Source organism: Paraburkholderia steynii (genome assembly GCF_900100565.1).
Lineage (GTDB): Bacteria > Pseudomonadota > Gammaproteobacteria > Burkholderiales > Burkholderiaceae > Paraburkholderia > Paraburkholderia terrae.
Genome location: NZ_FNDI01000012.1, coordinates 55,401 through 79,866 on the forward strand (window position 1 = coordinate 55,401; position 24,466 = coordinate 79,866).

Here is a 24,466-nt window from a genome sequence, read left to right on the forward strand (position 1 = left end):
AGCCGCATGAAGATGCGTACAGCCGCGCTGGCATTGGCCGCCGCGAGTCTTGCAACGGGGTGTGCAACGGGGCCCGACCGGAAACCCGGGGATCCGCTCGAGCCGATGAACCGCGCGATTTTCAACTTCAACGACGCAATCGACCGCACGGTCGCCGTGCCGATTGCGAAGGGCTATCAGAAGGTCACGCCGCAGCCGTTGCGTCAGGCAATCAGCAACTTCTTCTCGAACCTCGGCGATCTCGACAACTTCGCCAACAGCCTGCTTCAACTGCACATCAAGGACGCCACCGAAAGCCTGATGCGTTTCGCGATGAATTCGACGTTCGGTATTGGCGGCCTGATCGACTTCGCGACGCCCGCTGGCCTGCCGAAGCACAAGGAGGACTTCGGTCTGACGCTCGGTCGCTGGGGCGTTCCGTCGGGTCCGTATCTGGTGCTGCCGCTGTTCGGCCCGAGTTCGTTCCGCGACGGTCTCGGCTATCTGGTCGATTTCCGCGCCAATCCGATCACTTACATGGGCTGGGAGTACAAGTATCCGCTGTTCTTCGTACAGTTCGTCAGCGTGCGTTCGGATCTGCTCGGCGCGACGACGTTGCTGGAACAGGCGGCCCTCGACAAATACTCGTTCGTTCGCGACGCCTATACGCAGCAACGCAAATCGTTGCTGCGCGGCGCGAACGCACCGGCTTCGGCGCTGCCGGACTACGGCGACGACGACGATTCGGGCGCGCAGGCGCCTTCGGGTGCATCGGGCACGGCGCCGACCACCGTGCCGGGCGCGGCGCCGCTTGCTGTGCCGAACGCCGAACCGGGCCAGGCCGCGCCAGCGGATGGCGCGTCGGGCGCGGGCGGTGCGAAGGCCCCGAAGACCAACGACGACAGCGTGCCGAAGTACGAGGATCCGGGTGAAGGCGCCGCGCCGTCGGGTGCGCCTGCTACCGGAGCGCCCGCTCCCGCTTCGCAGTAAAACGTCGATACCGGCGCACCAAAGACAAAGCCCCGGCTGGTCATCCGACCAGCCGGGGCTTTTGCTTAACGGGGCGCTTCTCACGGCCGCCTGCGCCGCCGTTCCACGTGCGTCAATGCGCAGCGTCCGCTTCCTGATCGACGTCTTCCGTGCTTTCCGAAGCCAGCACGGCCGGCTGCTGCTGCATCGCACGCAGGCTCTCGCTGTATCGCTCGAACGCTTCATCCGAATAACGGATCTTCGTGCGGCCGTGCGGCGCCGGATTGCCGTTCGCGTCCAGATTGACGAACACCATCTTTTCGACGGTCAGAATGCTCTTGCGCGTGATCTTGTTGCGCACTTCCGCGCGCAGCGTGATCGACGTCGTGCCGAAGTGGGTTGCCTTCATGCCCAGTTCGATGATGTCGCCCTGACGCGCCGAGCTGACGAAGTTGATCTCCGACATGAACTTGGTCACGACGCGCTGGTTGTCGAGCTGGCAGATTGCGTAGATGGCGGCTTCTTCATCGATCCAGCGCAGCAGGCTGCCGCCGAACAGCGTGCCGTTGGGGTTCAGGTCTTCGGGCTTGACCCATTTGCGTGTGTGGAAATTCATTGCGGTCCCTCTTTGGAAATAGCGTGGTCGCGCTTCTTCGCGCGACCTAGGGTTAACACCTAGCACTATATCAGAGATAAGGGTTTTCCCTAGGTCTTCAAGACCAACACACTATTTCGCTATCCGCGTAGCCTGCGCGCCCGGCTTAAATGGCGAGGAGCGCACCCGAGCGCTCCAGCACCTGGCGAGCAGCGACGAGGGAAGCGCGCGCCGCGCGGGCGTCGGCGGCGACTTGCAGCAGTCCGCCGAGTTGGGATGGCTCGCGCGCCAGTTCGCGCAGGATGGGGCCGATGGCCGTCGTGCCGTCGTCGCGCAGACCGGCCGTCGCAGCGGACGGCAGCGTGCGCCACGCCGGATCGACGATCGCCCGGCAAACGACGAACGGCAGGCCGTTCGCCTCGGCGATCGCGCCCGCAAGGTGAGATTCCATGTCGACGGCGAGCGCACCTGTCGAGGCGTGCAGCGCCGCCTTGTCGGCAGCGCCGACCAGCGGCGCCGTCACGCCCGCGATCGGCCCGCGCCGCAGCTTCGACGCCAGCGGCGCCGCGCCGAGCGCGGTGGCGATGCGTCCCGCCCAGCGCAGATCGGTCTCGACGACGCCAAGCGGGCTATGCACGCTGCTCGCGACGATCAAGGTGCCGGGCGCGAGATCGGGCGCCAGTCCGCCTGCCGTCCCGAAGCTGATGATGCCCGCGCAACCGCGCGCGATCGCCTCGTTCAGCGCGCGTTCGAGCAGATCGGCGCGCGCCGCGTACACCGCTTCGACACCCTTGCCACGCGCGATACGCGCTTCGAACGCCATGCCCGTCACGGCGATGACGGGCAGCTTGGCGTTCATCAGATCAGGCCGGGCTGCCATCACAGGCCGAAAGCGACGCGCTTCTGGCCCGTGCGCGTCAGATTGCGATAACGCGCGAGCGCCCACAGCGGGAAGAACTTTCGATAGCCGTGGTAGCGCAGATAGAACACGCGCGGGAAGCCGGTTGCCGAGAAGCGCGTTTCGTCCCACAGGCCGTGATCGCGCTGCTCGCTCTTCAGGTATTCGATGCCGCGCGCGACGGCGGGATGGTCGACATAGCCGACCGCCATCAGCCCGAGCAGCGCCCATGCCGTCTGCGACGGGATGCTGGCCGCCTTTTCGTAGCCGCGATAGTCGAGCTTGTAGCTGGTGCCGTCTTCGCCCCAGCCGCCGTCCGCGTTCTGAATCGACACGAGCCACTGCGCGGCGCGCTTGACGCGCGCGTCGTCATGCGAGATGCCCGCAGCGTTCAGCGCGCACAGCGCCGTCCACGTGCCGTAGATGTAGTTCATGCCCCAGCGGCCGTACCAGCTGCCATCGTCTTCCTGCTCTTTCAGCAGATAGTCGTAGGCGCGGCGCGCCGGCTCGCTCGTTGCGGGCATTTCGCCGAGTTGCGCGAGCATCGACAGGCAGCGGCCGGACACGTCGGCGGTCGGCGGATCGAGCAAGGCGCCGTGATCGGAGAACGGGATGTTGTTCAGGTAGTACTGCGTGTTTTCCGGCTCGAACGCGCCCCAGCCGCCGTCGCTGCTCTGCATGCCGACCACCCATTCGCGGGCGCGCGCAATCGCGTTCGCGTCGACGTCCGATTGCGTCAGCGCCGCTGAGCGATGCATCGCCAGCGCGACCACAGCCGTATCGTCTACGTCAGGGTAATGCGCGTTGTTGTACTGGAACGCCCAGCCGCCCGGACGCACGTCGGGACGACGCGAAATCCAGTCGCCGCGCACATCGAGAATCTGCAGCGGACGCAGCCATGCGAGGCCACGCTCGGCGGCTTCCTCGGCGCGCGTGTCGCCCGTTTCGAGCAGCGCGTGTGCCGCGAGCGACGTGTCCCACACGGGCGACAGGCACGGCTGGCAATACGCTTCGTCTTCGTGGATGACGAGCAGCTTGTCGATCGACTGACGGGCGATCGCGCGCTTCGGGTGATCGGCGGGATAGCCGAGCACGTCGTACATCATCACGGAGTTGGCCATCGCCGGGAAAATCGCGCCGAGACCGTCTTCGCCGTTCAGGCGCTCATCGACGAAATCGACGGCCGCCTTGATCGCGCGTTCGCGCGAGCGCTTCGGGAACAGGCCGTCCGTCACGCGCAGCACGCCGTCGACAGCACGGAAAAACGCAAACCAGCTCTTGCTCTGATGACCCGAGCGCGGCAGCAGGCCCGTCGTGACGGGGGCGCCGCGGAACAGCTCGTCGATGCGCACGCCGCGCGGATTGCGCGCAACAGGCCGCTTCGCGTTCAGCACCAGCAGCGGGACGATCACGGTGCGGGCCCAGTACGACACCTTCGACAGATGGAACGGGAACCACTTGGGCAGCAGCATGATTTCGACGGGCATCATCGGCACCGCGTACCACGTCACGACGCCGAACAGCGCGAGCAGGATACGCGTGAACACGTTCGCCGCTTCCGCGCCGCCGTGCGCGAGAATGCATTCGCGTGCGCGGACCATGTGCTCGGCGTCGACGGAATCGCCGATCATCTTCAGCGCGAAGTACGCCTTCACGCTCGCGCTGACGTCCATCGCACCGTCGGTGAAGAGCGGCCAGCCACCGTCGGCCAGCTGGATGCGGCGCAGGTAGCGCCCGATCTTCTGTTCCAGCTCGACGTTGGGCGTTTCGCCCAGGTAGTGGACGAGCAGCACATATTCCGCGGGAATCGTCGCGTCGGCTTCGAGTTCGTAGACCCAGTGGCCGTCGTCCTGCTGAGCGGCGAGGATGGCGTCCGTCGCGCGCGCAACGGCTGCGTCGAGCGCGTCGACGGGCGCGGCGCCTGTCGCCAGCGCGGCGGCCACGGGAGCGTGGTCGTCGATCAGCGTTTGAGGCAGTGCGTCGCCCAGCGTCTGGGTCATTGATAAATCGTTCATCGGCGTTCCATCGGTTCGTTCAATAGCGTATCCGCGGCCTTCTGGCCGGAGCGGATCGCGCCTTCGATGCCCGGCGGCAGACCGGTTGCCGTCCAGTCGCCCGCAAGCATCAGGTTGTTCCAGCGAGTGCGCGTGGCCGGGCGGCGCATCTCGTCGTCGGGTTGCGCGGCGAAAGTCGCGCGCGGCTCGACGCTCAGTTGCCACTTCAGTGGCAGATCGGCCGACAAGCCCGTCACTTGCGCGACGTCGGCCCACAGCTTGCGCGCGAGTTCGTCGCGCGGCATGTCGGCGAGGTTCGCTGCACGGTTCGCCGCGTCGTACACGGTCACCGACAGGCGTCCATCCGACGCAATCAGCCAGCTTGCGCTCGCATTGACGAGCCCCATCAGCGGCGGATGGCCGAGCGGCGGCTCGACCGCGAAATTCGCCGTAACGATGGCCGAAAAGCGGCGCGGTGCCTGCACGCCGGGCACCAGCGCCTGCGTGACATCCGGCGTCACGGCCAGCACGACGGCTTCGCTCGCGCCGATTTCGACGCGTTCCCCGCCGTCCAGACGCAGCGCGGCAACGCGGCGGCCTTCCGGGCTATTGGTATCGGCAAACTCCAACGCGTCGATCCGCGCGGCGAGCCGGATCGCCGCGCCGCCATGCTGCAACAGCCGCAGCGCCGGTTCGACGAACGCGGACCCCAGCCCGTTGCGCGCGATCAGCGGCCGGCTCGAAGGGCCACCCGCCGCGAGCGTGTCGCGCAACACCGCGCCCACCAGTCCAGCCGTCGCCTGACGCGGCTCGATGTTGGTCATTGCCAGCAGGAGCGGATGCAGCATGCGGTCCCACAGCGGGCCGTTGCTGCGCATCGACTGCGCGACGGTGCGGCCGGGCTTCGCCAGCAGCAGCGGCACGACGGACAGGTAATCCGTCCATTGCGTATCCGGCACGCGCGCACCGGCCTCGAAAATCCACGCCGGAAACCGTCCCGGCGACACGCGCACGGTCCAGCGCCGGTTCGTCGCCAGATCGACGAACGGGTATTCGGGCTGCGTCGGCCCGACGAGTTCGTCGGCGGAACCGATCGCGCGCACGTAGTTCAACGTGGCCTGCTGGCCGGACAGCACCAGATGATTGCCGCTGTCGATGGTCGCGGCTAGCGCGCGGTCGTAGTACGTGCGGCAGCGGCCGCCCGCCTGTTCGGCCGCCTCGTACAGCACGACCTGCGCGCCGCGCCGTTGCAGTTGCACGGCGGCGGCAAGACCGGCCAGGCCAGCACCGATCACGTGAACCAGCTTTCGCATCAAAAGAAAGCGTAGCGCGCCACGATCGCCAGCATCCGCAGCTTCGGCTTGCTGACTTTCGTGCGCGGGATGTCGAAGCCGCGTTCCAGCGTGCGCTCGAGCAGCAGGCGATAGACGCCCGACATGATGCGCGGCGCCTTGACCTGGGCGCGCGGCTGCGCGTCCATGATCGCGTCGGCGGCGGCGAAGTGCTGCTTCGCACGCTCCGCGAGCGTCGCGCAGACGCGCGGCAGCGACGGATCGTCGGCGATCGTGAGCGGATTCGTCGCCGCGATGCCTTCGCGCGCCAGCAGCTCGTACGGCAGATAGCAGCGGTTGATCTCCGCGTCCTCGTCGATGTCGCGCAGGATGTTCGTCAGTTGCAGCGCGCGGCCCAGATGGTGCGACAGCTCGATGCCCGGCTGCTCCTCCATCCCGAATATCCTCACCGATAACCGGCCCGCTGCGCTCGCGACACGGTCGCAGTACAGGTCGAGCGTGGCTTCATCGGGCGCGCAGATGTCGGCGGCGGCATCCATCGCCATGCCGTCGATCATCGCGTGGAAGTCTTCGCGCTGCAGATGAAACGTGTGGATGTGCCGGGTCAGCTCGAGCAGCGACGCGCGCGGCGAGCCGGCATAGCACGCGTCGATGTCCGCCCGCCAGCGCTCGAGGCCCGCGTCGCGCTCGGCGCGCGGCAGGTCGCTGTCGGCGATGTCGTCGACGGCGCGGCAGAAAGCGTAGACCTGGTACATCGCATCGCGCTGCGCAGGCGGCAAGATGCGCATCGCGAGATAAAACGAGCTGCCTGAACTGGCGGCAGCTGCGTCAGTTTGTGTGTCGTCCACGACGAGATTGGAAACGGCCAAGACGATCTCCGCTGAGACACCCCCGAAGGGGCGATCAAGAAGTCATGCCTACCCGCAGGGCAAGCCGCCCGCGCGCGCGGACACGCGCGAAACGCCGGCCGAAAAGACCGGAAAACGGGCAAAAGTATACCAACCTTTCATAGCGGACGCAGGAACGACGGAAGCCGCAGCGGCGAGCACCGCCGATATGCCTCGCCGAAGAACGAAGTGTAACGGCAACAAAAATACCGATTTGCCTGCGCACAGACATTCAAAGGATCTCGAAATGCTATCTCAAATTTAAGAGTTATCCGAGATACCTCGATTTAAATACAGACTACATTTAATCCCACAATGAAACGAAGCCAGCTGCCAGATAACCGCGTACGGCGCTCGCAGCATGCCTTTGAGCCATTTGAATTAACTGCACGCAATAAAAGTCTCGTTTGCCTCAATTTTAAAATAGCACGGATTACATTTTTAATTTGCCGCTTTCAAATTCATTGAATCGGATTATTGATTTAAATCGTATCAAGGAAAAAAGATGAAACTGTATATGCTGTTTATCGCTCCCGTTCTCGCCGCTTTTGCACTCGCGACGCCGGCCTTCGCCACCAAAAACGACGAAGCCGTGATCCGCCAGATGGAAGAAGCCTGGGTCCAGGCGAGCATGCATCACGATCGCGACACGCTGAAACTGCTGCTCGATGACTCGTACCGCGAAATCACGCCGTCCGGTACGGCGCGCTCGAAAAGCGACGTGCTGAACGCATCGCCGGCGCCGTCAGGTTCGACGCAGACGCTGCAGTACGTGAACGTTCATGTCGACGGCGATCAGGCCGTGGTGATCGGAGAGAACCGCTTCATGGCGCCGGACGGCCAGCAAGCCGTGTTCGCCTTCAAGGACGACTTCGCACGCCACAACGGCCAGTGGCGCGTCGTGGGCTCGTGGATGAGCCGCAAGTAAATCGATTCGCCGCAGCGGGCGTGTACCCGCTCGCCGGCAAAAACGCCAAAACCCGTTCAGATAAACGCAACCGACCGGTTGCGTCCCTGCCGCTTCGCGCTGTACAGCGCCGCATCCGCCTCGTTGATGAGCGCCTCGTAGGCAGGCACGCCCGCCCGCGCGGACGCGCCGCCGACACTCGCCGTCACGGGCACATCGACGCCTTGCACGTCAACCGGCGTGTCGCCAATCGTATTGCGGATTTTCTCCGCGACCAGCATCGCGTCTTCGAGCGGCGTGCATGGCAGCAGCAGCGCAAACTCCTCCCCGCCGAAGCGCCCGAACGTATCCTGCGCGCGCACGACATGCGACACGCGCTGCGCCATATCGCGCAGCACGGTATCGCCGACCACGTGACCGAACTGGTCGTTGATCTTCTTGAAGTGATCGAGATCGAACAGCAGGATCGACAGTTCGCCGCCGTAACGCTGCCAGCGGGTGTACTCGTCGCGCAGACGCGCTTCGAAGTAACGCCGGTTCGCGATGCCCGTCAGCCCATCGCGGTCCGCGTATTCCTGCAGTTTCGCCACGGCCTCTTCGCGCTCGCGCTGCATGATGCTCACGTGCGTCACGTCGGAGACCGTCACGCAAACGGCCTCGACCTCGCGATCGCGCATGATCGGCATGAACGTGCAGTCCTGCTGCATGAAATCGACGCCGCCCGTGATCGGCCGGTCGTGATCGAACTTGAACAGATAGGGGCGCTGCTCCCACGAACTGAACGCGAAGCTGCCGAGCTGGAACACGCTTTCGAGCTTGCGCGTGAGCCACACGCGCGGCAGCTCCGGAAAGCTCGCAAAAATCGACTTGCCGACCACCTGTTGCGCCGACAGGCCGCTGTGATCGTGCATGAAGCGATTCCACATCAGCACGTTCATCTGACGGTCGAGCACGAAAATGCCGAAGCCGACCCGTTCGACGACCAGATCGCTCAGCGTGGGAAGCGGGCCATTCATATGCTGGAAAGCAGCGCGTCCAGCGCGGAACTGAGATGACGGATCGAGTCTTCCGCCATCAGCATCACGAGGTGGGCGCGGAAACTCTGATCCTCTAACGCGAAATTCACTTCGACCAGCAGCGCGACTTCCCAGGCGAGCACGTTCGGCTGGAACACGTCATCGAGCGACATCGCCGAGCCGAGCAGGCCCGGCTGCGAGAACACGGGCATGCGCCCAAGCTGGTCGAGAATGCACGACACACACGCGCCCGTCAGGATGTTCGCGACGTCGAACACGAGCTCTTCCTGGGTGGTCGCCTCGTATGCGGACTTCGCGTACGGGTCGCTCACCAGCGAGCACAGCTGCTCGATGCTGCCGCTGCGGCAGATCACCAGCGCCTCGCCCTTGATGTCCGAGCGGAATCCCTGTCGCACGGCGCTCACGGGCTCGTTGATCCCCGTCATCTCGCGCAGCGCTGACGCAGCCTCGCGCACGGCGACCACGCGCACGCGCGGCACGGACAGTTCGATGAACGCATCCAGCAGCAGAGCGAGGCGCGTCGCGGCCTGGCCCATCGCCAGATTGGCGACCTCTTGCAGCGCGTCGCGCTGATCTTCGTTGAGGACTGGCTCAGACATACAACCCGTACTCCTTGAGGATGGGAAGCACCGCCTCGGTAGTCACGGGCTTGGCGATGAATGCGACCGCGCCGAGCGCGCGCACGCGTTCCCTTGCCATCGGCTGGACATCGGCGGACACGACGATCACGAAGGTATTCAGGTCCTCGTGCTGCAGGGCCTCCAGAACCTGATAGCCCGTCATGTCGGGCATCGTCAGGTCAAGAAACATCACCGATGCGCGCCCCTTGCGATAATGCTCGAGCGCTTCGCGTCCGTTGGACGCGTAGGTAATGTCGACGTCCCAGTCCTGCGGCAATGCTTTCGTGAGCACCTTGCGGGCAAGCAGCGAGTCATCGGCGATCACAATGGGCAAAGGCATGGCGGCGGGCTGGAAACGGAGTGGGTTCTTGCGTGTTAACGGCGCTGCATGGGCGAACTTGAGTGCCCGCTCGCGCAATCGCGCGAAGCGGCCTCTCCAGCAGCGACGAAGCGGGAACCCGGAACGGTCGGCACGAGCGATGCTGACCCCACGTGGCGCGGCGACAGGCGCACCCGGTGGCAGGTGCTGCGCGCGCGGCGTGCGGCCGCTGCAGCATGCACGCAATGGACAACGGCAATGACCGGCATTTTCGAAGCCTACCCCGTAGATAGTGCTGCGGCGGCAAGACGGCGTTCATGGCTCCGTGGTGCGCCGCTGGTCTACGCGAGGGTCTGCCCAGTCTTGCATGGCATGCAATGCCCGGTCCCTCGCGCGAAATTCGCCCGATCATGGCGGGCTAATTATTTATCTTGCCGCAATTTTCGAAGCAAATTGGCGGAAAGGCAACTCGCCAGAATGCATTCGTCGAACGAATTTAACTCGTTTGAGTCAGATTCGAGTCGAAACGTAAGCATTCGTCAGATAAAAGATCATCTTTATACTTTTGTGTACGTTTGCGCTTCCGGATTCGTCGCTGATTCACGAACTCGTATGACTAAAGCGTCCAGCCCGCATGGGCGCGGCCGCGGCGTCCGCCTGGTTGCATTGCACGCGAGCGGATGGTCCACTAAACCTATGATGAGAACACACACTCTTTCAACCGGCCGCGCGCGCGGCTTGCGCCATGACTGCTGACCGGCCCGATTCCGCCGACGCGAACACCCCGGACGAACGTGTCACCGGCACGCGACCCGACGAAGCGCTTTTTCCCGCCGTACCCGAGCAGAACTTTGCCGTCCGCCGCATGACGCTGATCGCGCTGCTGGTGGCGGCCGTCGTGCTGCCGTGCGTGTTCGTCGCGGCGATGGCGTTCAGCGACCTGCGCACGCGCGAGGCCGACGCCACCGATCTCACTCTGCGCACCGTGCGCGTCGCCGAAGAGCACGCGCTGAAAGTGTTCGATATGAACGAGGCGCTCGACGCGCGCGTCGTCGATCTGGTGCAAGGACTGGACGACGACGGCATACGCGAAGGCGAAGCCGCGATCCACGAAAAGCTGCAGACGATGGGCGGCGGCTATCCGCAGGTCGCGGCTGTTTCGATCTTCGGGCATGACGGCACGCTGCTCGCCAGCAGCCGTTTCTATCCGGCGCCGGCCGTGTCGATCGATCATCGCGAAGATTTCGTCGGCATTCGCGACGGTCAGGTGCTAGAGCATGTCTCGAAGGTGATGGTCGGGCATGTCGCGGGCGAGATCGTGTTCAACACGGGCGTCGCGCGGCGCGGCGAGGACGGCGGGTTCGCGGGCGTGGTGTCGGTGGCGCTGCGGCCCAGCTACTTCGCTGCGTTCTATCGAGAACTGCTGGGCGGCAACGACTCGCCGATGACCATGGCGCTGACACGCTCCGACGCCGCCGTGCTCGCGCGCTATCCCGTCGGCATGCCTTTGAAGGCTGAAGAGCCCATACGCCACAACGAGTACACCGACGCGCTCGCCGAAGGACGGCGCGCGGGCGTCGTGCGGGTGCGCTCGCCGCTCGATGGCGAAAAGTTGATCGTCGCGTTTCGCCGCGTCGGCTCGTATCCCGTGTATGTGACGGTCGGCTATCGGACGTCCGCGATCTGGGCCGCGTGGTATCGCCATCTGAGCGTGCTCATCCTGTCGACGTTCGTGCCGTCCATCGTGCTGTGGTGCGTGATCTGGCTGTCGCTCAGGCGCCTCGGCGCAGAAGAGGAAGCGTGGGAGCGCTGGCAGGCGGAAGCGTCGATGCGTCGCTCGATCGAATCGGCCTACCGGCAGTCGCGCAAGATGGAAGCGCTCGGCAATCTGGTCGGCAGCGTCGCGCACGACTTCAACAACCTGCTGATGATCGTCTCGGCCAATGTGCAGATCGTGCGGCGGCGCGGCGCGGCGGCGTTCGACCGCGAGCTGTCCGCCGTCGAGCGCGCGCTCAAGAGCGGCCAGTCGCTCACGCGGCAATTGCTCGGCGTGGCGCGCAAGCAGCCCTTGCGCAACGAGACGCTCGACGTCGAACGCTGGCTGCCGGGCTGCCGCGATCTGCTGCGCGCTTCGCTCGGCGCGAAGGTCGCGCTGGTGATGGATGTCGGCACGGGCGTGTGGCCGATGCAGGTCGACGTCGCGGAACTCGAACTTGCGCTGATCAACGTCGCCGTCAATGCCCGCGATGCGATGCCGAACGGCGGACGCTTCACGGTGCGCGCGAACAACGTGACCTTCCGTCACGAAGACGGCTTTCCGATCACGGGCGCGTTCGTGCAGTTGTCGCTGGAAGATACGGGCGTCGGGATGCCGCCGGAGATACTATCGCGCGCGTTCGAGCCGCTTTTCACGACCAAGCCGAAGGGCATGGGCACAGGGCTCGGCCTGCCTCAGGTGTTTGCGTTCTGCGAGCGCTCGGGCGGGCTGGCCGCGATCGACAGCGCGATCGGCGCGGGCACGTCGGTGCGGCTCTATCTGCCGCGCGCGACGCAGGCGCCCGAAGTCGAGCGGCCTGCCGAGCCCATCGCGGAAGAGGCGGGCGCGCCACATGGCCTGCGCATTCTGCTCGTCGAGGACAACGACGAAGTCGCGGCGGGCACGGAAGCGTTGCTGCAGATGATGGGCCACGACGTCACCTGCGTGTTCAACGCCGACGCGGCGATGGAACGCTTCGACGCCGCGCACGCGAGGCAAAAGGAGACGGGCGAGCCCTTGCCCTTCGACCTGGTGATTTCCGACATCCATATGCCCGGCACGCTGAACGGCATCGATCTCGCGGAACGCGTGCAGGCTTTCGAGACGAAGCTCCCGGTGATTCTCGTCACCGGCTATGCGGAAGAGTTGGAGCGCGCGCGTCATGTCGATGTGCGCGTGCTGTCGAAGCCGTTCGATATCGCGCTGCTCGATAAATTCCTGCAGACGCTGCAGCGCGATCTCGCGCATACGCCGACTCACCCCGCCAGTTGAGCGGCCGTTTTGCCGGGGATTACCGACTATATTTGTAAAAAGCGCGCCATGCGACGGGCGCGCTTGCCGTGGGCGACGGCTTCCCGCTGTCGCCTGTCTCTTCCGACAGTTCCCGTCGACCCGCGCTCGCGAAGCCCGGCATGAAGGTTGCGCGTATACCGTCACAGAGGATGCAGTGATGCACTGCCGCATCCACCCATAAAGCCGACGGAGACAGACATGCGACACACCGTGATTGGTCTTTTCGCCACCTACGCGCAGGCTGAAAGCGCGCGCAACATGCTTGTGCAGACCGGCTTCGCGTCCACCGACATCAATCTGCAGGCGCACCCCGAAACGCCCGCCGACGCAGCCGCCGAGGAGTCTCCCGGCGTGATCGCCAATATCGAACGATTCCTGTCGAGCCTGTTCTCGACCTCCGGCCCGACCGCTCCTGAAGCCGAGCGCTACACGGACGCGGTTCGACGCGGCGCTGTACTCGTAGCTGTCAACGCCGCGAGCGAGTCGCATGCGGAACTTGCGCGGAGTTCGCTGAGCAAGCTTGGAGCGATCGAAGTGAGCGAGCGGGTGCCCGATGCCGCGATGCCCGCGGCGGAGACGAGACGCGAGCACTCGGTGCTCGACGAGTTGGGTATTGGGGGGATTGGCAAAGCGGCCGTCACGCCGACGACGGCGGCGCAGTCGTCGAGCGCGGCGTTACTCGCTGAGGAAGAAGCGCGCAACCGTGCGCGCATGGATGCGCTGCACGGCGTGCCGCCCGTCGACGAACCGTCGGCGCAGGCGCTTGCCGCCGCAGCCGCACCGGGCGCCGGAGCGGTGATGCGGCCAGATGTACCGCCGCCGGAACCCTCGACGGCGCTTCCCGGCGAGGCGGCCCAGTATCCCGACTACGGTGTGCCCACATCCGCCAGCCGGCCGGCCGCGCCTCAGGGCGATACGCCCGCGGCCGCGGCGATTGCGTCAGCAGGCATCGCCGGCTCAGGCGCCGTGATGACGCCCGACACCGCCGCGCCCGCGCGAGCGATGCCCCAACAGGTGCCGGATGAATATCTCGAATACGAAGAGGATTTCCGCACCCACTATGACGCGGAATACGCGCACGAAGGATTGCGCTATGACGAGTACGTTCCGGCCTATCACTACGGCGCGACGATGGCCCGCGAAATCCGCTATCAGGACAAATCGTGGGACGAGGTCGAACCGGAAGTGCGGGAGGATTGGGAGCGCGACAAGGCTGTCGGTAGCTGGGAGCGTTTCAAGTCCGCCGTGCAGCATGGGTGGGATCGCGTGACGGGGCATCACCATCACTAGTCGTCGTGCTTCGACTGGCAAAGGACCGGAAATGATGCGGCGCCCTTGATCGGGCGCCGCTGTGTATGTAGACGGTGCGGATTCAGCCCGCGTGCCGCTTCACCCAGTCGACATATCGATCGACGAATTTCTGCAGGAACTTGCGCGTGTCGTCGCTCGCGATGTTGCCGTTCTCATCGATCTGGCCAGCCGCGTGCTTGATGAACATCTCGGGCTGACCAAGCGTCTCCACGTCGAGATACGCCAGCACGTTGCGCAGATGCTGTTGCGCGAGCGCCGTGCCCGTCGCCCCCGGCGATGTGCCGATTACGGCACCCGGCTTGCCGCCCCAGACGCTATGGCCCCAAGGGCGTGAACCCCAGTCGAGCGCGTTCTTCAGTACGCCGGGCATCGAGCGGTTGTATTCGGGCGTGACGAACAGCAGCCCGTTGGCAGCGTGGATCTGCTGCTTAAAGTGACGCGCGACTTCTGGGAAATCGTGGTCGTAGTCCTGGCTGTAGAGCGGGAGAGAACCGATGTCGAGAAACTCGAAAGAAAAGTCTGAGGGCGCAAGTGAAATCAACGCCGTTGCCAGCTGGCGATTGGTCGAGTCGCGGCGCAAGCTGCCGACGACCACTGCAATTTGATAGGCCATATGTTCCTTCCTCGGTTGGCGCGAAACGCGCAAAAGGGGATGCGGCCTGTCAATCATAACGGCCGATCGGCCGTCCCGAAACACGGCGTTAGTGCCCTTGATGTGACGTTTTTGTTACCTGCAGTGGATAAACCGGGGTACGCAAAAGTTATCCACAGATTTTCTGGATAACCCTGTGGATAGGTCGAATCTTTGCCTTATCAATCAAGCGCGTCGTCGGGCTGTCGCCATACGCAACAAACGGCGTGCAACCTCACTTGCCGTTACAGCTTTGCGTTGAGCCGGTGGATAGCGATTTCGACGTGCTGGGCGTCGTACACGCGCTATCGGACGTTTGAGGATCAACCAGGAGGGATAGATCATGACTTTGCACCACTCTGGCAAATCTCACGATGAAGCGGTGGCCGCGCGAAAGGAGCACAAGCCGCGCGCACTGGAACAGCCGGGCGGCGAAATGGCCGTCGAAGGCACACAAGCGGATGAAACACACAGTTGCGGCGAACTTTCCGAGCGCGGAAAGCAGGTCTGGCGGACGGGCAGCGGACTCGATGGAGGTGGAAAGGTCTGATCCGCGCGGGCCGCATATAAGAAAGGGCGCATCGGAGCGCCCTTTCGTTTTAATCGACTGCAATTGCGAACGTTAGTTGCCGAAGAACACGTTGCAATACGAGGCGGGACCTTCGCACTTCTGGTTGCTGTCGGCATGGGCAACTCCCGTCGCACCGGCCAAAAGCGCAATGGATGCAACGAGGGCGGAAAGAAGGCGTTTCATGATGACTCCTGGATTCTCAGCGTTGATGCGATCGCCTCGCGATCGTTGAGGCGGAGAATATCCACGGAGCGCGCGTCCTGGAATAGCCGGATTGCCAAGAGATTTTTTCGTCGACTGTAATAATCGACGAACGGCTCAGGTGGCGGACTAGGGATGTAGACGGCGTGCAGGTTCGCCGACGGACGAGTTCGATCCGTTTTGCGTCTTTCAGGATTAGCAACAATCAATTGCGGATTGCGATGACGTTTCCGGCCGCCTAACGCTCTGCTGGAGGGATCTCGCGATAACGCGCCAGGTATGCACCGTGTGCGGCCTCGTCCACGCTGACAGCATGACGTGCAGACGAGGCGGGATGTTTCTCCAGCATTGCCACGGGACGAATCGGCCGATGTTGGAAATTTCCACCACAGTTCGGACACACATTGCGCAGCGCGGTCAGCGCGCAGACTTCGCAAAACGTACATTCAAAACTGCAGATCATCGCGTCTTTCGAGTCAGGTGGCAGTGCCTTGCCACAACCTTCGCATGACGGTCTTAGTTCGAGCATGTCCTGCCTCCATAATCGATTTGGCGTTCGTTCCGCCCGTTTGGGGGAGCGGTGAATGATTGAAGTCTATGGAAGCCGGATTCGGCAAATGTGTCAGCGCGGCGTCAATTCCTGCCACGCGGGATGAACCGAACTACCGCACAGACTCGGTGTGATTTGCTTATGCGAATTTATCGGTTCGCGGAGATCCGTCATCGGCTTATCGTTGAGCGCAATCGGTCCCTGTTGCGACCGTATTCGCTACATCGAATCCGTATATGTCTCAACATTCCAATTTCACACGCCGCGCATTCCTGGCCGGAGCCGGCGCACTCCTCGCGTCGACTGCTTTGCCCTCATTCGCGCAGACGCGCGCAAAAGAAATCCGCATCGGTTATCAAAAGGCCGCAAGCACGCTCGTGTTGCTGAAAGCACATGGGACGCTTGAAAAGCGCTTCGCACCACTGGGGGTGGGGGTGAAGTGGACGGAGTTTCCGGCGGGCCCGCAATTGCTGGAAGGACTGAACGTCGGTTCGATCGATTTCGGCTACGTCGGAGAGGCGCCGCCTGTCATCGCGCAAGCTGCTGGTGCCAACTTCGTGTACACCGCGTACGAAATCCCGACGCCGCAAGCCGAAGGCATTCTTGTCCATCGCGATGCGCCGATTCAATCCGTTGCGGATCTGAAGGGAAAACGGGTGGCGTTGAACAAGGGCTCCGACGTGCACTGGTTCCTGGTCGCCGCGCTTCAGAAAGCAGGTGTGAAATACACCGATATTCAAACTGTGTTCTTGCCGCCCGCTGACGCGCGCGCCGCATTCGAGCGCGGCGCAATCGATGCCTGGGCTGTCTGGGATCCCTTTCTCGAAGCTGCAAAGCGCCAATCGAACGCGAGACTGTTGACCGACGGTGCGGGCATCGTCAGCCATCACCAGTTCTTTCTCAGCGCGCGCCCGTTTGCTCAGCAAAACGCTGAGCTGATCGATGCCGTTGTTGCCGAGGTTGGCAAAGAGGGCGTCTGGGTCCGCGATCACTACGCGGAAGCGGCTGCGCAGCTCGCACCGATTCAGGGACTCGACGCCAGCGTGGTCGAAGCGAGCCTGCGACACTATGCACACGTCTATAAGCCCATCGATGCAGGCGTACTCGCCGAGCAGCAGAGGATTGCCGATGCGTTCACCGAGCTTCGCATCATCCCGACGAAGATCGTCACGAAGGAAGCGGTTCTCGGAGTGAAAGCGTAAGTGCCCGCCTAATGCCGGCGCGCGATACGGCCTCCCGTTGTCGCGCGCGTCACGTTACTTCGCCAGATCGGGAAACAGCGCTTTGACATTCTCGGGCGGCCGACCGATCACCGCGCGTCCATTGCGAACGACAATCGGACGTTGAAGCAGGATCGGATTCGCAGCGATCGCTTCGTATAACTGATCGTCGGTCAACGAGGCGTCAGCTAGACCCAGTTCTTTATAGATGGCTTCTGAGTCGCGAATCATCTCGCGAACGGGGCACCCCAACATTTGATTCAGCTCCTTCAACTGCGCCACGGAAGGTGACGTACGAAGGTACTCGACCACCTCCACTGGTTCGTTCGACGGGTTGTAGACGTCGCTAATGAGTTCGCAAGCGCCGCGGGATTTCGAGCAGCGTGGGTTGTGGTAGACGGTGATCATGGGCGTTATGCAGGAAGTGACCGGGTGAGGTTGAGGATTTTAGCTGCTGCGTTTGCCTGGCGTGGCGGTTGTCGCTCAACTAGCGGCCGATGATTGCGGCTTGTGCTTGAGGACAGGTTCGAGGCGCTGCGCCGCATGCACGTGCTGTTCAGTCACAGCAACTCTGATCTTCGCCATCGCGGCCTTCGCGAACATGCCAGCGGCGTGGGGACTAATGCTGATGGACGTGCAGATTCGCATGGGCGGCGCTTCCACCGCCACGCATCTCATTACCCGGTCGAGTTTATGCGCATAACTTCGATATGCCTCTGCCGCGCGGCGGTAGCGGTGCGTCGTATCCAGTCGACGGCATGCTGGTGCCCAACCAGGTTTATGCGCATAAACCCACAGTCGTTTCCGTCACGCTGCTGCCAGTAGTTAGCTACCGCTCCACGGTCCGCCAAAGACTCGATGGTTGATCGCTTGCGCGCACCTGTTACGCAACACCCCCTTCCTATCGACTGAACCCTGGTGACCTGCGGGCAGCAAAAACCGCACAGCCTCCTGCGACGCATCCGCATTCGCCATTCCACTCTTCGGCTTTATGCGCATAAAGCCACGTCAAACGGCTTATAACCGTTGCATGTAACCAAAAATGTTTGAATTAGAAAAACGCCAAGGTAAAATTCAGCGGCGTCCAAAAAGAGGAGGTGAACATTGGCAGCAGAAATCATCGCAGTGACACAGCAGAAGGGCGGAGTCGGTAAGAGCACGATTGCGATGCACCTCGGCGCGGCCTTCCATGAAAGAGGCAAGCGCGTCCTCGTCGTCGACGCCGATGGTCAAAACACCCTCATTCACTGGGCGAGCGCATCTTCGGATAGTGAGTCCGGCATTCCATTCCCAGTCGTCAATCTCTCCGAGGCGGGCTCGCAGATCCATCGCGAGATCAAGAAGTTCGTTGCGGACTACGATCTGATCGTCGTCGACTGCCCGCCGTCGATCACGGAAAAGGTCTCTGGCGTGGTCCTTCTCGCGGCAACGGTCGCCGTGATGCCGACGTCCTCGTCGCCAGCCGATTACTGGTCGAGCGTGGGTCTCGTCAAGCTGGTCCAGCAGGCGCAAGTCATGAACGAAGATCTTCGTGCCGTCTTTCTCCTCAACAAGACCGAAGAGAAGCGAATGCTGACGCGTGAGTTAAAGCGAGCCTTGGAAGAACTCGGCTTCCCGCTTCTGCGCACCCAGATGCCCACGCGCGAGGCCTATAAACAGGCGATGGCGCTTGGTCAGACAGTCTTGCAGATGAACGATCGAGGCGCGAAGCTGGCCGCTCTCGAAGTTCGCGCCTGCGCTGACGAGATCGCCGCTCTGCTCCCCTGAATTTATGCGCATAAAGGTACTTGAATGAAACCATCCCAATTCGCCAAAGGCTTCCAGGCACGTCCCGATACGACCAGCAGCGAAAAGCGCACGGCGCTCGATCGGCTGAACGCGATCGACGGGCTGGTGCAAAACGCAGCGAAGAGCACGAACGTCGCCGCATTCAAGAGCCCCGTTGTAGCGCCAACTTCGCCGAGCGAAGCGGAGCCGGCCGAATCCACGAACGAATCGGTTGAATACCGCGCGTGGCGAGCCGAGCACAGCTATCGCACCGGACAGATCGTTGAGCTTCCACTGAAGGCGATCAAGCCGAGTCCATTCAATCCACGGTATTTCTATCTGAAGTCGTCGATTGCCGAGCTCGCGGTCAACCTCGCAAAGCAGGGGCAGCAGCAAGCCATTCACGTCATTCCCGACTACGACAATCCAGGAAGCTATTTCGTCAGCGATGGCGGCCGACGTGTCCGGGCATTGAAAGAAGCGAACAAGGAGACGGTAAAGGCGATCGTCATCGATCTCCCGATCGGCATTCAGAGCTACAAACTTGGCTACGATCTCAACGTCCAGCGCGATTCACAGACGGTGTTCGATAACGCGATCGTGTGGCGACGCTTTCTGGACGAAAAACACTTTCAGAGCCAGAAGGAACTCGCTGAACATCTTGGTCTCGATGAATCGACGATCGCCGTGGCACTCTCGATCGCGAAACTGCCGGAGACGGTGATGCAGGAGATGGTCGCGCGGCCGGATCGCTTCGGCTCGAATATGGCGTATCAGGTCGGCCGGTATCACTCGGCGCGGGGCACGGATTCGACGCTGCGTCTTATCAACAAAATCCTCTCCGACGATCTGAGTACGCGCCAGGTCGCCGACATCGTGAAGGGAAGGGCGACAGCACAGGAAAGCGCGAAGCCGGCAGGACGTCAGCGTTACGCGCAGCGGCTCGACATCAAGCTAGCCGGGGTATCGGTCGGCGACCTGAAGTCATATGGAGAAGACAGGCTCGAACTGAAATTGCGGGGATTGACGCGTGACAAGCGCGATGAAATTCTCCGACAGATCGAGCAGATGCTGTCGGAGCAGAACTAAGTTACGCAAGGAATAGCGCGCCGACGATGGCGCGCTTCACAGAATCAAACAGGAATTAAGCAGGAGTCAAGCGGCCCGCGATTGGCTCAGCGTGAACGAAAGCAAATCGCCGTCCGTCGGCTCGCCCCAGGTCTTGCGCGCGAGCCAGTCAAAGAATGCGGTTTCCGTCAGCTTCGACTCGAGGCCGCGTCGTCGCCAATCGTCGCGCATGTGAGCGCCGAGACCCGGCAATTCATCCTCTTCGAACGAACGACGAGCCAGCTCGCGCTCCGCTTCGCCCTGTTCCTGGTACAGCGCCTGCGCTTCCTTGCGCCGATGCGCCATGTACTCGTCCAGGAGTCTCGCCTTCGGATCGTCGGCAGGCGCGCCCGCCGAACCTTTGCCAGCCGCCGCTGAAGGCAATGCATCGACGGGCGGCGCATAGCCCTTCTTCAGCGCGTCCTTGAACAGCGCCGGCGCGCTGCGCACGGGCGGCAGGGTCGTGCTGCGCATCCGCTGCTCGGTCATTTGCAGCGCCGCACGAATCCGGTTTTCCTCGCTATCGGCGTACAGCGTTTGCGCCTCTTTGAGCGGAATGCCGATCTTCACCATCCGATCGACGAGCGTGCTGTCGAACACATTCGGATGCTCATCGAGCGCGAGCATCGGCTGCTTGCGCTCAGTCACCCGAAACTGGATTTCGGCGACCCGGCGACCTTCGCGATGCTCGATGAGTTCGACGAAGATATTGGTGACGGCATTCACTTCCGCGATCGCGGGACGCAGGTAGTCGCGCTTGAAATACTTGTACTCGCGCTTGGCTTCATCGCCGGCTTCCGTGTCGGGCGTGCCTGACAGGATGGGCCGCCACCATTCCCACGCCTCACGCATGGTCAGATGGCTCGGATTGGTCAGGTAACGCACGCAGATTTCATAGAGCGCGAGACCCGCGCTGCTGCGCAACTGGCTTTGGAATTGCAAGCTCAATCGCGCGTATTGCACGGGATCGAGCAGTTTCTTTTTGATCTTCGGCGCGAACGAGAATTCGACCCAGACGCGACGCGTCGTCGGATCTTCGAGAATTTCGGCGTCGGCGATAAGGGTGGAAATGCCCCATTTGCGGCCGGGTTTCTGGCTCGACGTTCCCTGGCTCCATTCGACCTGCACGGAGACCATACGACGCAAGTGCTCCTTGACGAGGGCGGTGTCGTTCGAATCGAAAGCCGAGTTTGCAACGATGTCCGACAGCAGCGCACGATAGGTGTCGCCCGATTCGTCCGCTTGCTGGGCAACCGTGAGCAGAACGTTGAACAGTTTGCGTGTGAGCAGCGTGATCTTGCCGCTCTTGGGCTGAATGGCGATCGCCTCGACGGCTTTGCGCAATTCGGCGGAGCTTGGGCTCACCACATCGGTTTTTTTCGCGCGCTTCGTCGTGGCCATGCGTCGAGTCAGGAAGAGATTTCGCGAAAGCATACCGGCTGTGGTGATGCGCGTCTATAGCACCTCTCTCACCTACGTTGGGTGAAATCAGTTTACCCTGCCTGACTCACCAGGCGCGGGTCCCGAAAACCCTCACCGTTCGCGGCGAGAAGCCTCTTCCGGCTGCGTTGATGGTCGCGGACCAGGCGTAAACGGCATCGAACCGGCCGATCCAGAAGGTCCCGAATGATTTCCCGAAGATTCTCACCATTGCGAGCGTCGCAAATCCGCGACGCCGGTTTGGGCTGCCAGCATCACCGGGGCACAGCGCGGACAAACGCGCGCGCACTCTTGTAAGACGTGCCTTTCCCTTGACGCGTCCGAAGCTGTAGGAACAGAGGATCCACACATGTACGTCGCGCGGTTCAACGCGACGTCCGATCTGCGTGCTCCGATCCACAACGCGGAGCGTTCCACCCGTCATGAATGGCACCCAGAAGGCGGAATGTTAAATCCGAGCACCGCATCGCAACTCTGACGAGCGGTCTTCAGACCTCGACACAAGCACTGATACCCGAATATCCTCACCTTTGGCCGCGCGCAAGCCGAGGTCTGGCGGCATTTCACGCCCCATCGATAAATTGCCGACGGAAAAATGCTCCCGAATGTTCTCACCTTGAACGGCGATCGCTCGTAATGAATGGATCGCTCAGCACCAGCCCGTCAGCCCCCGAATACGCTCACCTTTTGACAACAATCGACAAAAACCTAATCAATTTAGGCACTTAGCTCATGTCTATCTGCCCGGCTGGTCCGCGGGCAAGACGTTAGTCTCCTGAAAAGACTCACCTTTAGCTAGTGGCGGCATGAAACGATGCCTAAAAACTGGACGAACAGCCCTCCCGAAAATCCTCACCTAAGCAAAAACGCTGGGTGATCGACGGCTCGCATCGGGCCGCACCGGAACTGCCTGCGGCGGCGATTTTTGCAGGGCGAGTCCCGCATTTCCTCACCTTTTTGCTCCGATGCACGCTTAATCCCTCCCGTAACATCTCACCTTTCGGCTTTCCGTGACGATTCTGGCGCAAGATATGCGTGCATTTTGCGAATCCTGAATCCGCTCACCTTTGATACTTGGGTTGGTGCAAACGTCGTTTTTCTTCTCCTGCTCTAAAAAAGAAGCGCGCTCTGCGCTCCCGTAAAGCCTCACCTTTGTGCATTGCGCGTCAAAAATCGCCTCAAAACGGCTTCCCGGCCCCGAAAAGTCTCACCTTCGACTCCTGTTTTCTCCCGTGAGCGCTCACCAAGCACTCTTCGAGCTCTTAAAATCGACTCAAATCGCCCTCGATTCCCTCTCCTGAATCCCCTCACCACCCTTCGGCGAGTGCGAAATCGAGGCAGCCAGCGTATACGGGCCGCAATCAACCGATGGCTCCCGAAAACCTTCACCTATAATCAGCGGCCACTTTCACGGTGCTCCCGAAGGCACTCACGATCTTTCCCGAGCCTGCTCACCCGTGTCCCTGAACTCCATCACTGCGGTATCCTGCCGAAGCTCACCATCCGTCCCGTAAACCTTCACCTGATCGGGCGCTACGCCATATCCAGTAAGGCTTCCGCCTGGCGTTAACGTTTTTAACTAAGGTTCAAAGGTGTTTACTTTTATTACTCTCAACAACGGGCCCCGCGAGCTTCCAAAAAAACGATCACACCAACATCGGGAAAGCTCCCGCACTGCATCGTGAAACAGTGCCAAAACATCCTGCTAGCACATAAATATATTTGTTAACAACGACTTAGCAGGTATTCTTCGATTTGTTTCACGGATCAACCCACGTCGTTGATACCTACGCACCAAATTTGGCTTGATCCCACCGTCTGTGGCGAGAAAGACGCATCAAGCCCTAAAAACGTATCAAACACTACGTAAATTGTTATGATTCGTCGAACTCACGTAGCGTAGAGACAATCATGAACCTGGACGAAGAACGCCAAGCCATCCGAAAAGAACTCGATACACTGCGTGCCAATGGGGCGCGTCGCCAGGAACTGTCGCTTCATGCCTGCAAACGGCTCTTCTTCGACCTCGGTATCCGCCCGTCCATGGCTGCGGTGCGTGACTTGACGCAAACGGGCAGTGCGAGCGACATCCCAAAAGACATCGACAGTTTCTGGGAGCGCATTCGCTCCGCCTCGCGCGTGCGTGTCGGCGCCGGCGTAATTCCCAAAGCGTTAGAAGAAAAAGCGGGTGAACTATTGGGTGCGCTTTTCGAAGATGCGCTGTTACACGCGAAGGCATCGCTCGACGAAGAGCGCAAAGAGCTCCATGCATTGCGCGCTGCGGCCGAGCGCGATTCTCACGAAGGCAAAATTCGAAAAGAAGTTTCCGAAGAAGCTATACAGCGCAGCGAGGCACGCGCCGACGCCGCCTGGGAACGCGTCCGTCTTCTTGAGACTCAACTTGCCGCAGTGAATACCAGTGGATCGGCTCATAAGGAAGGATTGAAGGCGTCCGTCCGGCGCCTGGAAGCCGAGAACGAATCGTTGCACAAGCGTCTTGATACCGAACAGTCGACGAACGCGGGCCTGCGTGACCGTCTCGATGGGTTGCATGCCGAAATGCGGCAAAACGCCGAACACTACGCGCAACAGATCAAGGATGCCGTGGCCGAGGCCGAGCGTCGCGTCAAGCCGATGCTCGTGGAACTGGACTCCCTGCGTGCGACGGCTGCGACGTATCAGACGGGAGTACGCGATGCGAGCCGGAAGGAATTCGATTTCATCCAGCAACTAGCGGCTGCCAAGGCGCGTGGCGACAGGCTGGAGGCGCAATGGCGCGAACAATCGGACGAACTCGATCTGCTGACGCGCCAGATGACTGCGCTGCGCGCCCAGCAAGGCATCGACCCCGCCGTCGCGGAATTGCTCTGTCAGCTGGCAAGTGCCGGCAGGCTGAGCACGCAGGAATTGGAGTCGATCGGAACGGCCGCCGATGGGCATGTTGCGGTGCCGACACGCTGTCCGAAATGCGCCGAAGGTGAGCCGGAGCTTTCGCAGGTCGATCACCGCTACGAGCTCCTTTGTCCCGAATGCGAGCACTCGTCGGGAACGGGTGGTTCGCGGTTGGCGGCGGTGACCCGCTTTATGTCTACGACGCAAACGTCGGCGTTGACCTGATCGCA

22 protein-coding genes are annotated in these 24,466 nt (G+C 62.1%); 9 read left to right on the forward strand and 13 right to left on the reverse strand.

Annotation, left to right across the window (positions count from 1 at the left end; translation table 11 throughout):
• The first annotated feature begins 6 nt into the window (after positions 1-6).
• Positions 7-969: an MlaA family lipoprotein gene (locus BLT65_RS21750; RefSeq protein ID WP_091780790.1), complete on the forward strand. Its 963-nt coding sequence runs from the start codon at positions 7-9 to the stop codon at positions 967-969.
• A gap of 112 nt (positions 970-1,081) precedes the next feature.
• Here the strand turns inward: BLT65_RS21750 and BLT65_RS21755 are convergent, their stop codons facing one another.
• The 5 genes from BLT65_RS21755 to hpnD form a co-directional block, all read right to left on the reverse strand.
• Positions 1,082-1,564 carry an acyl-CoA thioesterase gene (locus BLT65_RS21755; RefSeq protein WP_091780793.1) on the reverse strand — a complete coding sequence of 161 codons (483 nt, stop codon included), beginning with the start codon at positions 1,562-1,564 and terminating at the stop codon, positions 1,082-1,084.
• A 145-nt stretch (positions 1,565-1,709) separates the two neighbouring features.
• Positions 1,710-2,423 carry a phosphorylase gene (locus BLT65_RS21760; protein WP_091780795.1) on the reverse strand — a complete coding sequence of 238 codons (714 nt, stop codon included), beginning with the start codon at positions 2,421-2,423 and terminating at the stop codon, positions 1,710-1,712.
• Positions 2,423-4,456 carry a squalene--hopene cyclase gene (gene shc / locus BLT65_RS21765; protein ID WP_091780798.1) on the reverse strand — a complete coding sequence of 678 codons (2,034 nt, stop codon included), beginning with the start codon at positions 4,454-4,456 and terminating at the stop codon, positions 2,423-2,425. The genes BLT65_RS21760 and shc overlap by 1 nt, the downstream gene beginning before the upstream one ends.
• Positions 4,453-5,748 (reverse strand): hydroxysqualene dehydroxylase HpnE, encoded by a 1,296-nt coding sequence (hpnE, locus tag BLT65_RS21770; RefSeq protein WP_091780801.1) that lies wholly within the window; start codon positions 5,746-5,748, stop codon positions 4,453-4,455. The genes shc and hpnE overlap by 4 nt, the downstream gene beginning before the upstream one ends.
• Positions 5,748-6,596, reverse strand: a complete 849-nt coding sequence (hpnD, locus tag BLT65_RS21775; protein WP_091780804.1) for a presqualene diphosphate synthase HpnD — start codon at positions 6,594-6,596, stop codon at positions 5,748-5,750. The genes hpnE and hpnD overlap by 1 nt, the downstream gene beginning before the upstream one ends.
• Positions 6,597-7,119: 523 nt before the next feature.
• On the opposite strand from hpnD, the gene BLT65_RS21780 reads away from it, so the two are divergent.
• Complete coding sequence (locus tag BLT65_RS21780) at positions 7,120-7,542, forward strand: nuclear transport factor 2 family protein (protein WP_091780807.1); 423 nt, start codon at positions 7,120-7,122, stop codon at positions 7,540-7,542.
• A gap of 56 nt (positions 7,543-7,598) precedes the next feature.
• Here BLT65_RS21780 and BLT65_RS21785 read toward each other — a convergent pair whose 3' ends face one another.
• The 3 genes from BLT65_RS21785 to BLT65_RS21795 are packed head-to-tail and all read right to left on the reverse strand — an operon-like array spanning position 7,599 to position 9,518.
• Positions 7,599-8,537: a GGDEF domain-containing protein gene (locus tag BLT65_RS21785; RefSeq protein WP_091780810.1), complete on the reverse strand. Its 939-nt coding sequence runs from the start codon at positions 8,535-8,537 to the stop codon at positions 7,599-7,601.
• Complete coding sequence (locus tag BLT65_RS21790) at positions 8,534-9,157, reverse strand: chemotaxis protein CheC (RefSeq protein WP_007582916.1); 624 nt, start codon at positions 9,155-9,157, stop codon at positions 8,534-8,536. The genes BLT65_RS21785 and BLT65_RS21790 overlap by 4 nt, the downstream gene beginning before the upstream one ends.
• Complete coding sequence (locus BLT65_RS21795; RefSeq protein ID WP_042304392.1) at positions 9,150-9,518, reverse strand: response regulator; 369 nt, start codon at positions 9,516-9,518, stop codon at positions 9,150-9,152. Before BLT65_RS21795 ends, BLT65_RS21790 begins: the two co-directional genes overlap by 8 nt.
• Before the next feature lie 724 nt (positions 9,519-10,242).
• On the opposite strand from BLT65_RS21795, the gene BLT65_RS21800 reads away from it, so the two are divergent.
• Both BLT65_RS21800 and BLT65_RS21805 read left to right on the forward strand, forming a co-directional pair.
• Positions 10,243-12,525 (forward strand): hybrid sensor histidine kinase/response regulator, encoded by a 2,283-nt coding sequence (locus BLT65_RS21800; RefSeq protein WP_091780813.1) that lies wholly within the window; start codon positions 10,243-10,245, stop codon positions 12,523-12,525.
• 219 nt (positions 12,526-12,744) lie between these two features.
• Positions 12,745-13,836: a hypothetical protein gene (locus BLT65_RS21805; RefSeq protein ID WP_091780816.1), complete on the forward strand. Its 1,092-nt coding sequence runs from the start codon at positions 12,745-12,747 to the stop codon at positions 13,834-13,836.
• A gap of 82 nt (positions 13,837-13,918) precedes the next feature.
• Here BLT65_RS21805 and BLT65_RS21810 read toward each other — a convergent pair whose 3' ends face one another.
• Complete coding sequence (locus BLT65_RS21810; protein ID WP_091780819.1) at positions 13,919-14,470, reverse strand: NADPH-dependent FMN reductase; 552 nt, start codon at positions 14,468-14,470, stop codon at positions 13,919-13,921.
• 361 nt (positions 14,471-14,831) lie between these two features.
• Here BLT65_RS21810 and BLT65_RS21815 point away from each other — a divergent pair, with 361 nt between their 5' ends.
• Positions 14,832-15,038, forward strand: coding sequence for a hypothetical protein (locus tag BLT65_RS21815; RefSeq protein WP_035998753.1), 207 nt, complete (start codon positions 14,832-14,834; stop codon positions 15,036-15,038).
• 72 nt (positions 15,039-15,110) lie between these two features.
• Here BLT65_RS21815 and BLT65_RS48450 read toward each other — a convergent pair whose 3' ends face one another.
• The gene (locus BLT65_RS48450; RefSeq protein ID WP_007732872.1) at positions 15,111-15,242 is read right to left on the reverse strand and encodes a hypothetical protein; all 132 of its coding nucleotides are present in this window, start codon (positions 15,240-15,242) and stop codon (positions 15,111-15,113) included.
• 256 nt (positions 15,243-15,498) lie between these two features.
• Positions 15,499-15,789 carry a DUF1272 domain-containing protein gene (locus BLT65_RS21820; RefSeq protein WP_091780822.1) on the reverse strand — a complete coding sequence of 97 codons (291 nt, stop codon included), beginning with the start codon at positions 15,787-15,789 and terminating at the stop codon, positions 15,499-15,501.
• Between the two features lie 257 nt (positions 15,790-16,046).
• On the opposite strand from BLT65_RS21820, the gene BLT65_RS21825 reads away from it, so the two are divergent.
• Positions 16,047-17,012, forward strand: coding sequence for a sulfonate ABC transporter substrate-binding protein (locus BLT65_RS21825; protein ID WP_042304397.1), 966 nt, complete (start codon positions 16,047-16,049; stop codon positions 17,010-17,012).
• Between the two features lie 54 nt (positions 17,013-17,066).
• Here the strand turns inward: BLT65_RS21825 and arsC are convergent, their stop codons facing one another.
• Complete coding sequence (gene arsC / locus BLT65_RS21830) at positions 17,067-17,438, reverse strand: arsenate reductase (glutaredoxin) (RefSeq protein WP_091780825.1); 372 nt, start codon at positions 17,436-17,438, stop codon at positions 17,067-17,069.
• Positions 17,439-18,134: 696 nt separating this feature from the next.
• On the opposite strand from arsC, the gene parA reads away from it, so the two are divergent.
• Together parA and BLT65_RS21840 are read left to right on the forward strand one after the other, a co-directional pair.
• Positions 18,135-18,797 carry a ParA family partition ATPase gene (parA, locus tag BLT65_RS21835; RefSeq protein WP_042304399.1) on the forward strand — a complete coding sequence of 221 codons (663 nt, stop codon included), beginning with the start codon at positions 18,135-18,137 and terminating at the stop codon, positions 18,795-18,797.
• Positions 18,798-18,821: 24 nt separating this feature from the next.
• Positions 18,822-19,886, forward strand: coding sequence for a ParB/RepB/Spo0J family partition protein (locus BLT65_RS21840; RefSeq protein ID WP_091780828.1), 1,065 nt, complete (start codon positions 18,822-18,824; stop codon positions 19,884-19,886).
• A gap of 66 nt (positions 19,887-19,952) precedes the next feature.
• Here the strand turns inward: BLT65_RS21840 and BLT65_RS21845 are convergent, their stop codons facing one another.
• Entirely contained in the window at positions 19,953-21,305 is a 1,353-nt protein-coding gene (locus BLT65_RS21845; RefSeq protein ID WP_042304401.1) for a replication initiation protein, read from the reverse strand.
• Positions 21,306-23,255: 1,950 nt separating this feature from the next.
• Here BLT65_RS21845 and BLT65_RS21850 point away from each other — a divergent pair.
• The gene (locus BLT65_RS21850) at positions 23,256-24,461 is read left to right on the forward strand and encodes a DNA-binding protein (protein ID WP_091780830.1); all 1,206 of its coding nucleotides are present in this window, start codon (positions 23,256-23,258) and stop codon (positions 24,459-24,461) included.
• Positions 24,462-24,466 lie beyond the last annotated feature (5 nt).

Bases quoted from the DNA above. Each gene is read 5' to 3' on its own strand.
- BLT65_RS21790 (WP_007582916.1), bottom strand. From the start codon at position 9,157: ATGTCTGAGCCAGTCCTCAACGAAGATCAGCGCGACGCGCTGCAAGAG.
- hpnE (WP_091780801.1), bottom strand. From the start codon at position 5,748: ATGCGAAAGCTGGTTCACGTGATCGGTGCTGGCCTGGCCGGTCTTGCC.
- BLT65_RS21840 (WP_091780828.1), top strand. From the start codon at position 18,822: ATGAAACCATCCCAATTCGCCAAAGGCTTCCAGGCACGTCCCGATACG.
- BLT65_RS48450 (WP_007732872.1), bottom strand. From the start codon at position 15,242: ATGAAACGCCTTCTTTCCGCCCTCGTTGCATCCATTGCGCTTTTGGCC.
- BLT65_RS21780 (WP_091780807.1), top strand. From the start codon at position 7,120: ATGAAACTGTATATGCTGTTTATCGCTCCCGTTCTCGCCGCTTTTGCA.
- BLT65_RS21810 (WP_091780819.1), bottom strand. From the start codon at position 14,470: ATGGCCTATCAAATTGCAGTGGTCGTCGGCAGCTTGCGCCGCGACTCG.
- BLT65_RS21800 (WP_091780813.1), top strand. From the start codon at position 10,243: ATGACTGCTGACCGGCCCGATTCCGCCGACGCGAACACCCCGGACGAA.
- BLT65_RS21845 (WP_042304401.1), bottom strand. From the start codon at position 21,305: ATGGCCACGACGAAGCGCGCGAAAAAAACCGATGTGGTGAGCCCAAGC.
- BLT65_RS21825 (WP_042304397.1), top strand. From the start codon at position 16,047: ATGTCTCAACATTCCAATTTCACACGCCGCGCATTCCTGGCCGGAGCC.
- BLT65_RS21760 (WP_091780795.1), bottom strand. From the start codon at position 2,423: ATGGCAGCCCGGCCTGATCTGATGAACGCCAAGCTGCCCGTCATCGCC.
- BLT65_RS21750 (WP_091780790.1), top strand. From the start codon at position 7: ATGAAGATGCGTACAGCCGCGCTGGCATTGGCCGCCGCGAGTCTTGCA.
- arsC (WP_091780825.1), bottom strand. From the start codon at position 17,438: ATGATCACCGTCTACCACAACCCACGCTGCTCGAAATCCCGCGGCGCT.
- BLT65_RS21805 (WP_091780816.1), top strand. From the start codon at position 12,745: ATGCGACACACCGTGATTGGTCTTTTCGCCACCTACGCGCAGGCTGAA.
- BLT65_RS21785 (WP_091780810.1), bottom strand. From the start codon at position 8,537: ATGAATGGCCCGCTTCCCACGCTGAGCGATCTGGTCGTCGAACGGGTC.
- BLT65_RS21795 (WP_042304392.1), bottom strand. From the start codon at position 9,518: ATGCCTTTGCCCATTGTGATCGCCGATGACTCGCTGCTTGCCCGCAAG.
- BLT65_RS21815 (WP_035998753.1), top strand. From the start codon at position 14,832: ATGACTTTGCACCACTCTGGCAAATCTCACGATGAAGCGGTGGCCGCG.
- BLT65_RS21820 (WP_091780822.1), bottom strand. From the start codon at position 15,789: ATGCTCGAACTAAGACCGTCATGCGAAGGTTGTGGCAAGGCACTGCCA.
- shc (WP_091780798.1), bottom strand. From the start codon at position 4,456: ATGAACGATTTATCAATGACCCAGACGCTGGGCGACGCACTGCCTCAA.
- BLT65_RS21755 (WP_091780793.1), bottom strand. From the start codon at position 1,564: ATGAATTTCCACACACGCAAATGGGTCAAGCCCGAAGACCTGAACCCC.
- BLT65_RS21850 (WP_091780830.1), top strand. From the start codon at position 23,256: ATGAACCTGGACGAAGAACGCCAAGCCATCCGAAAAGAACTCGATACA.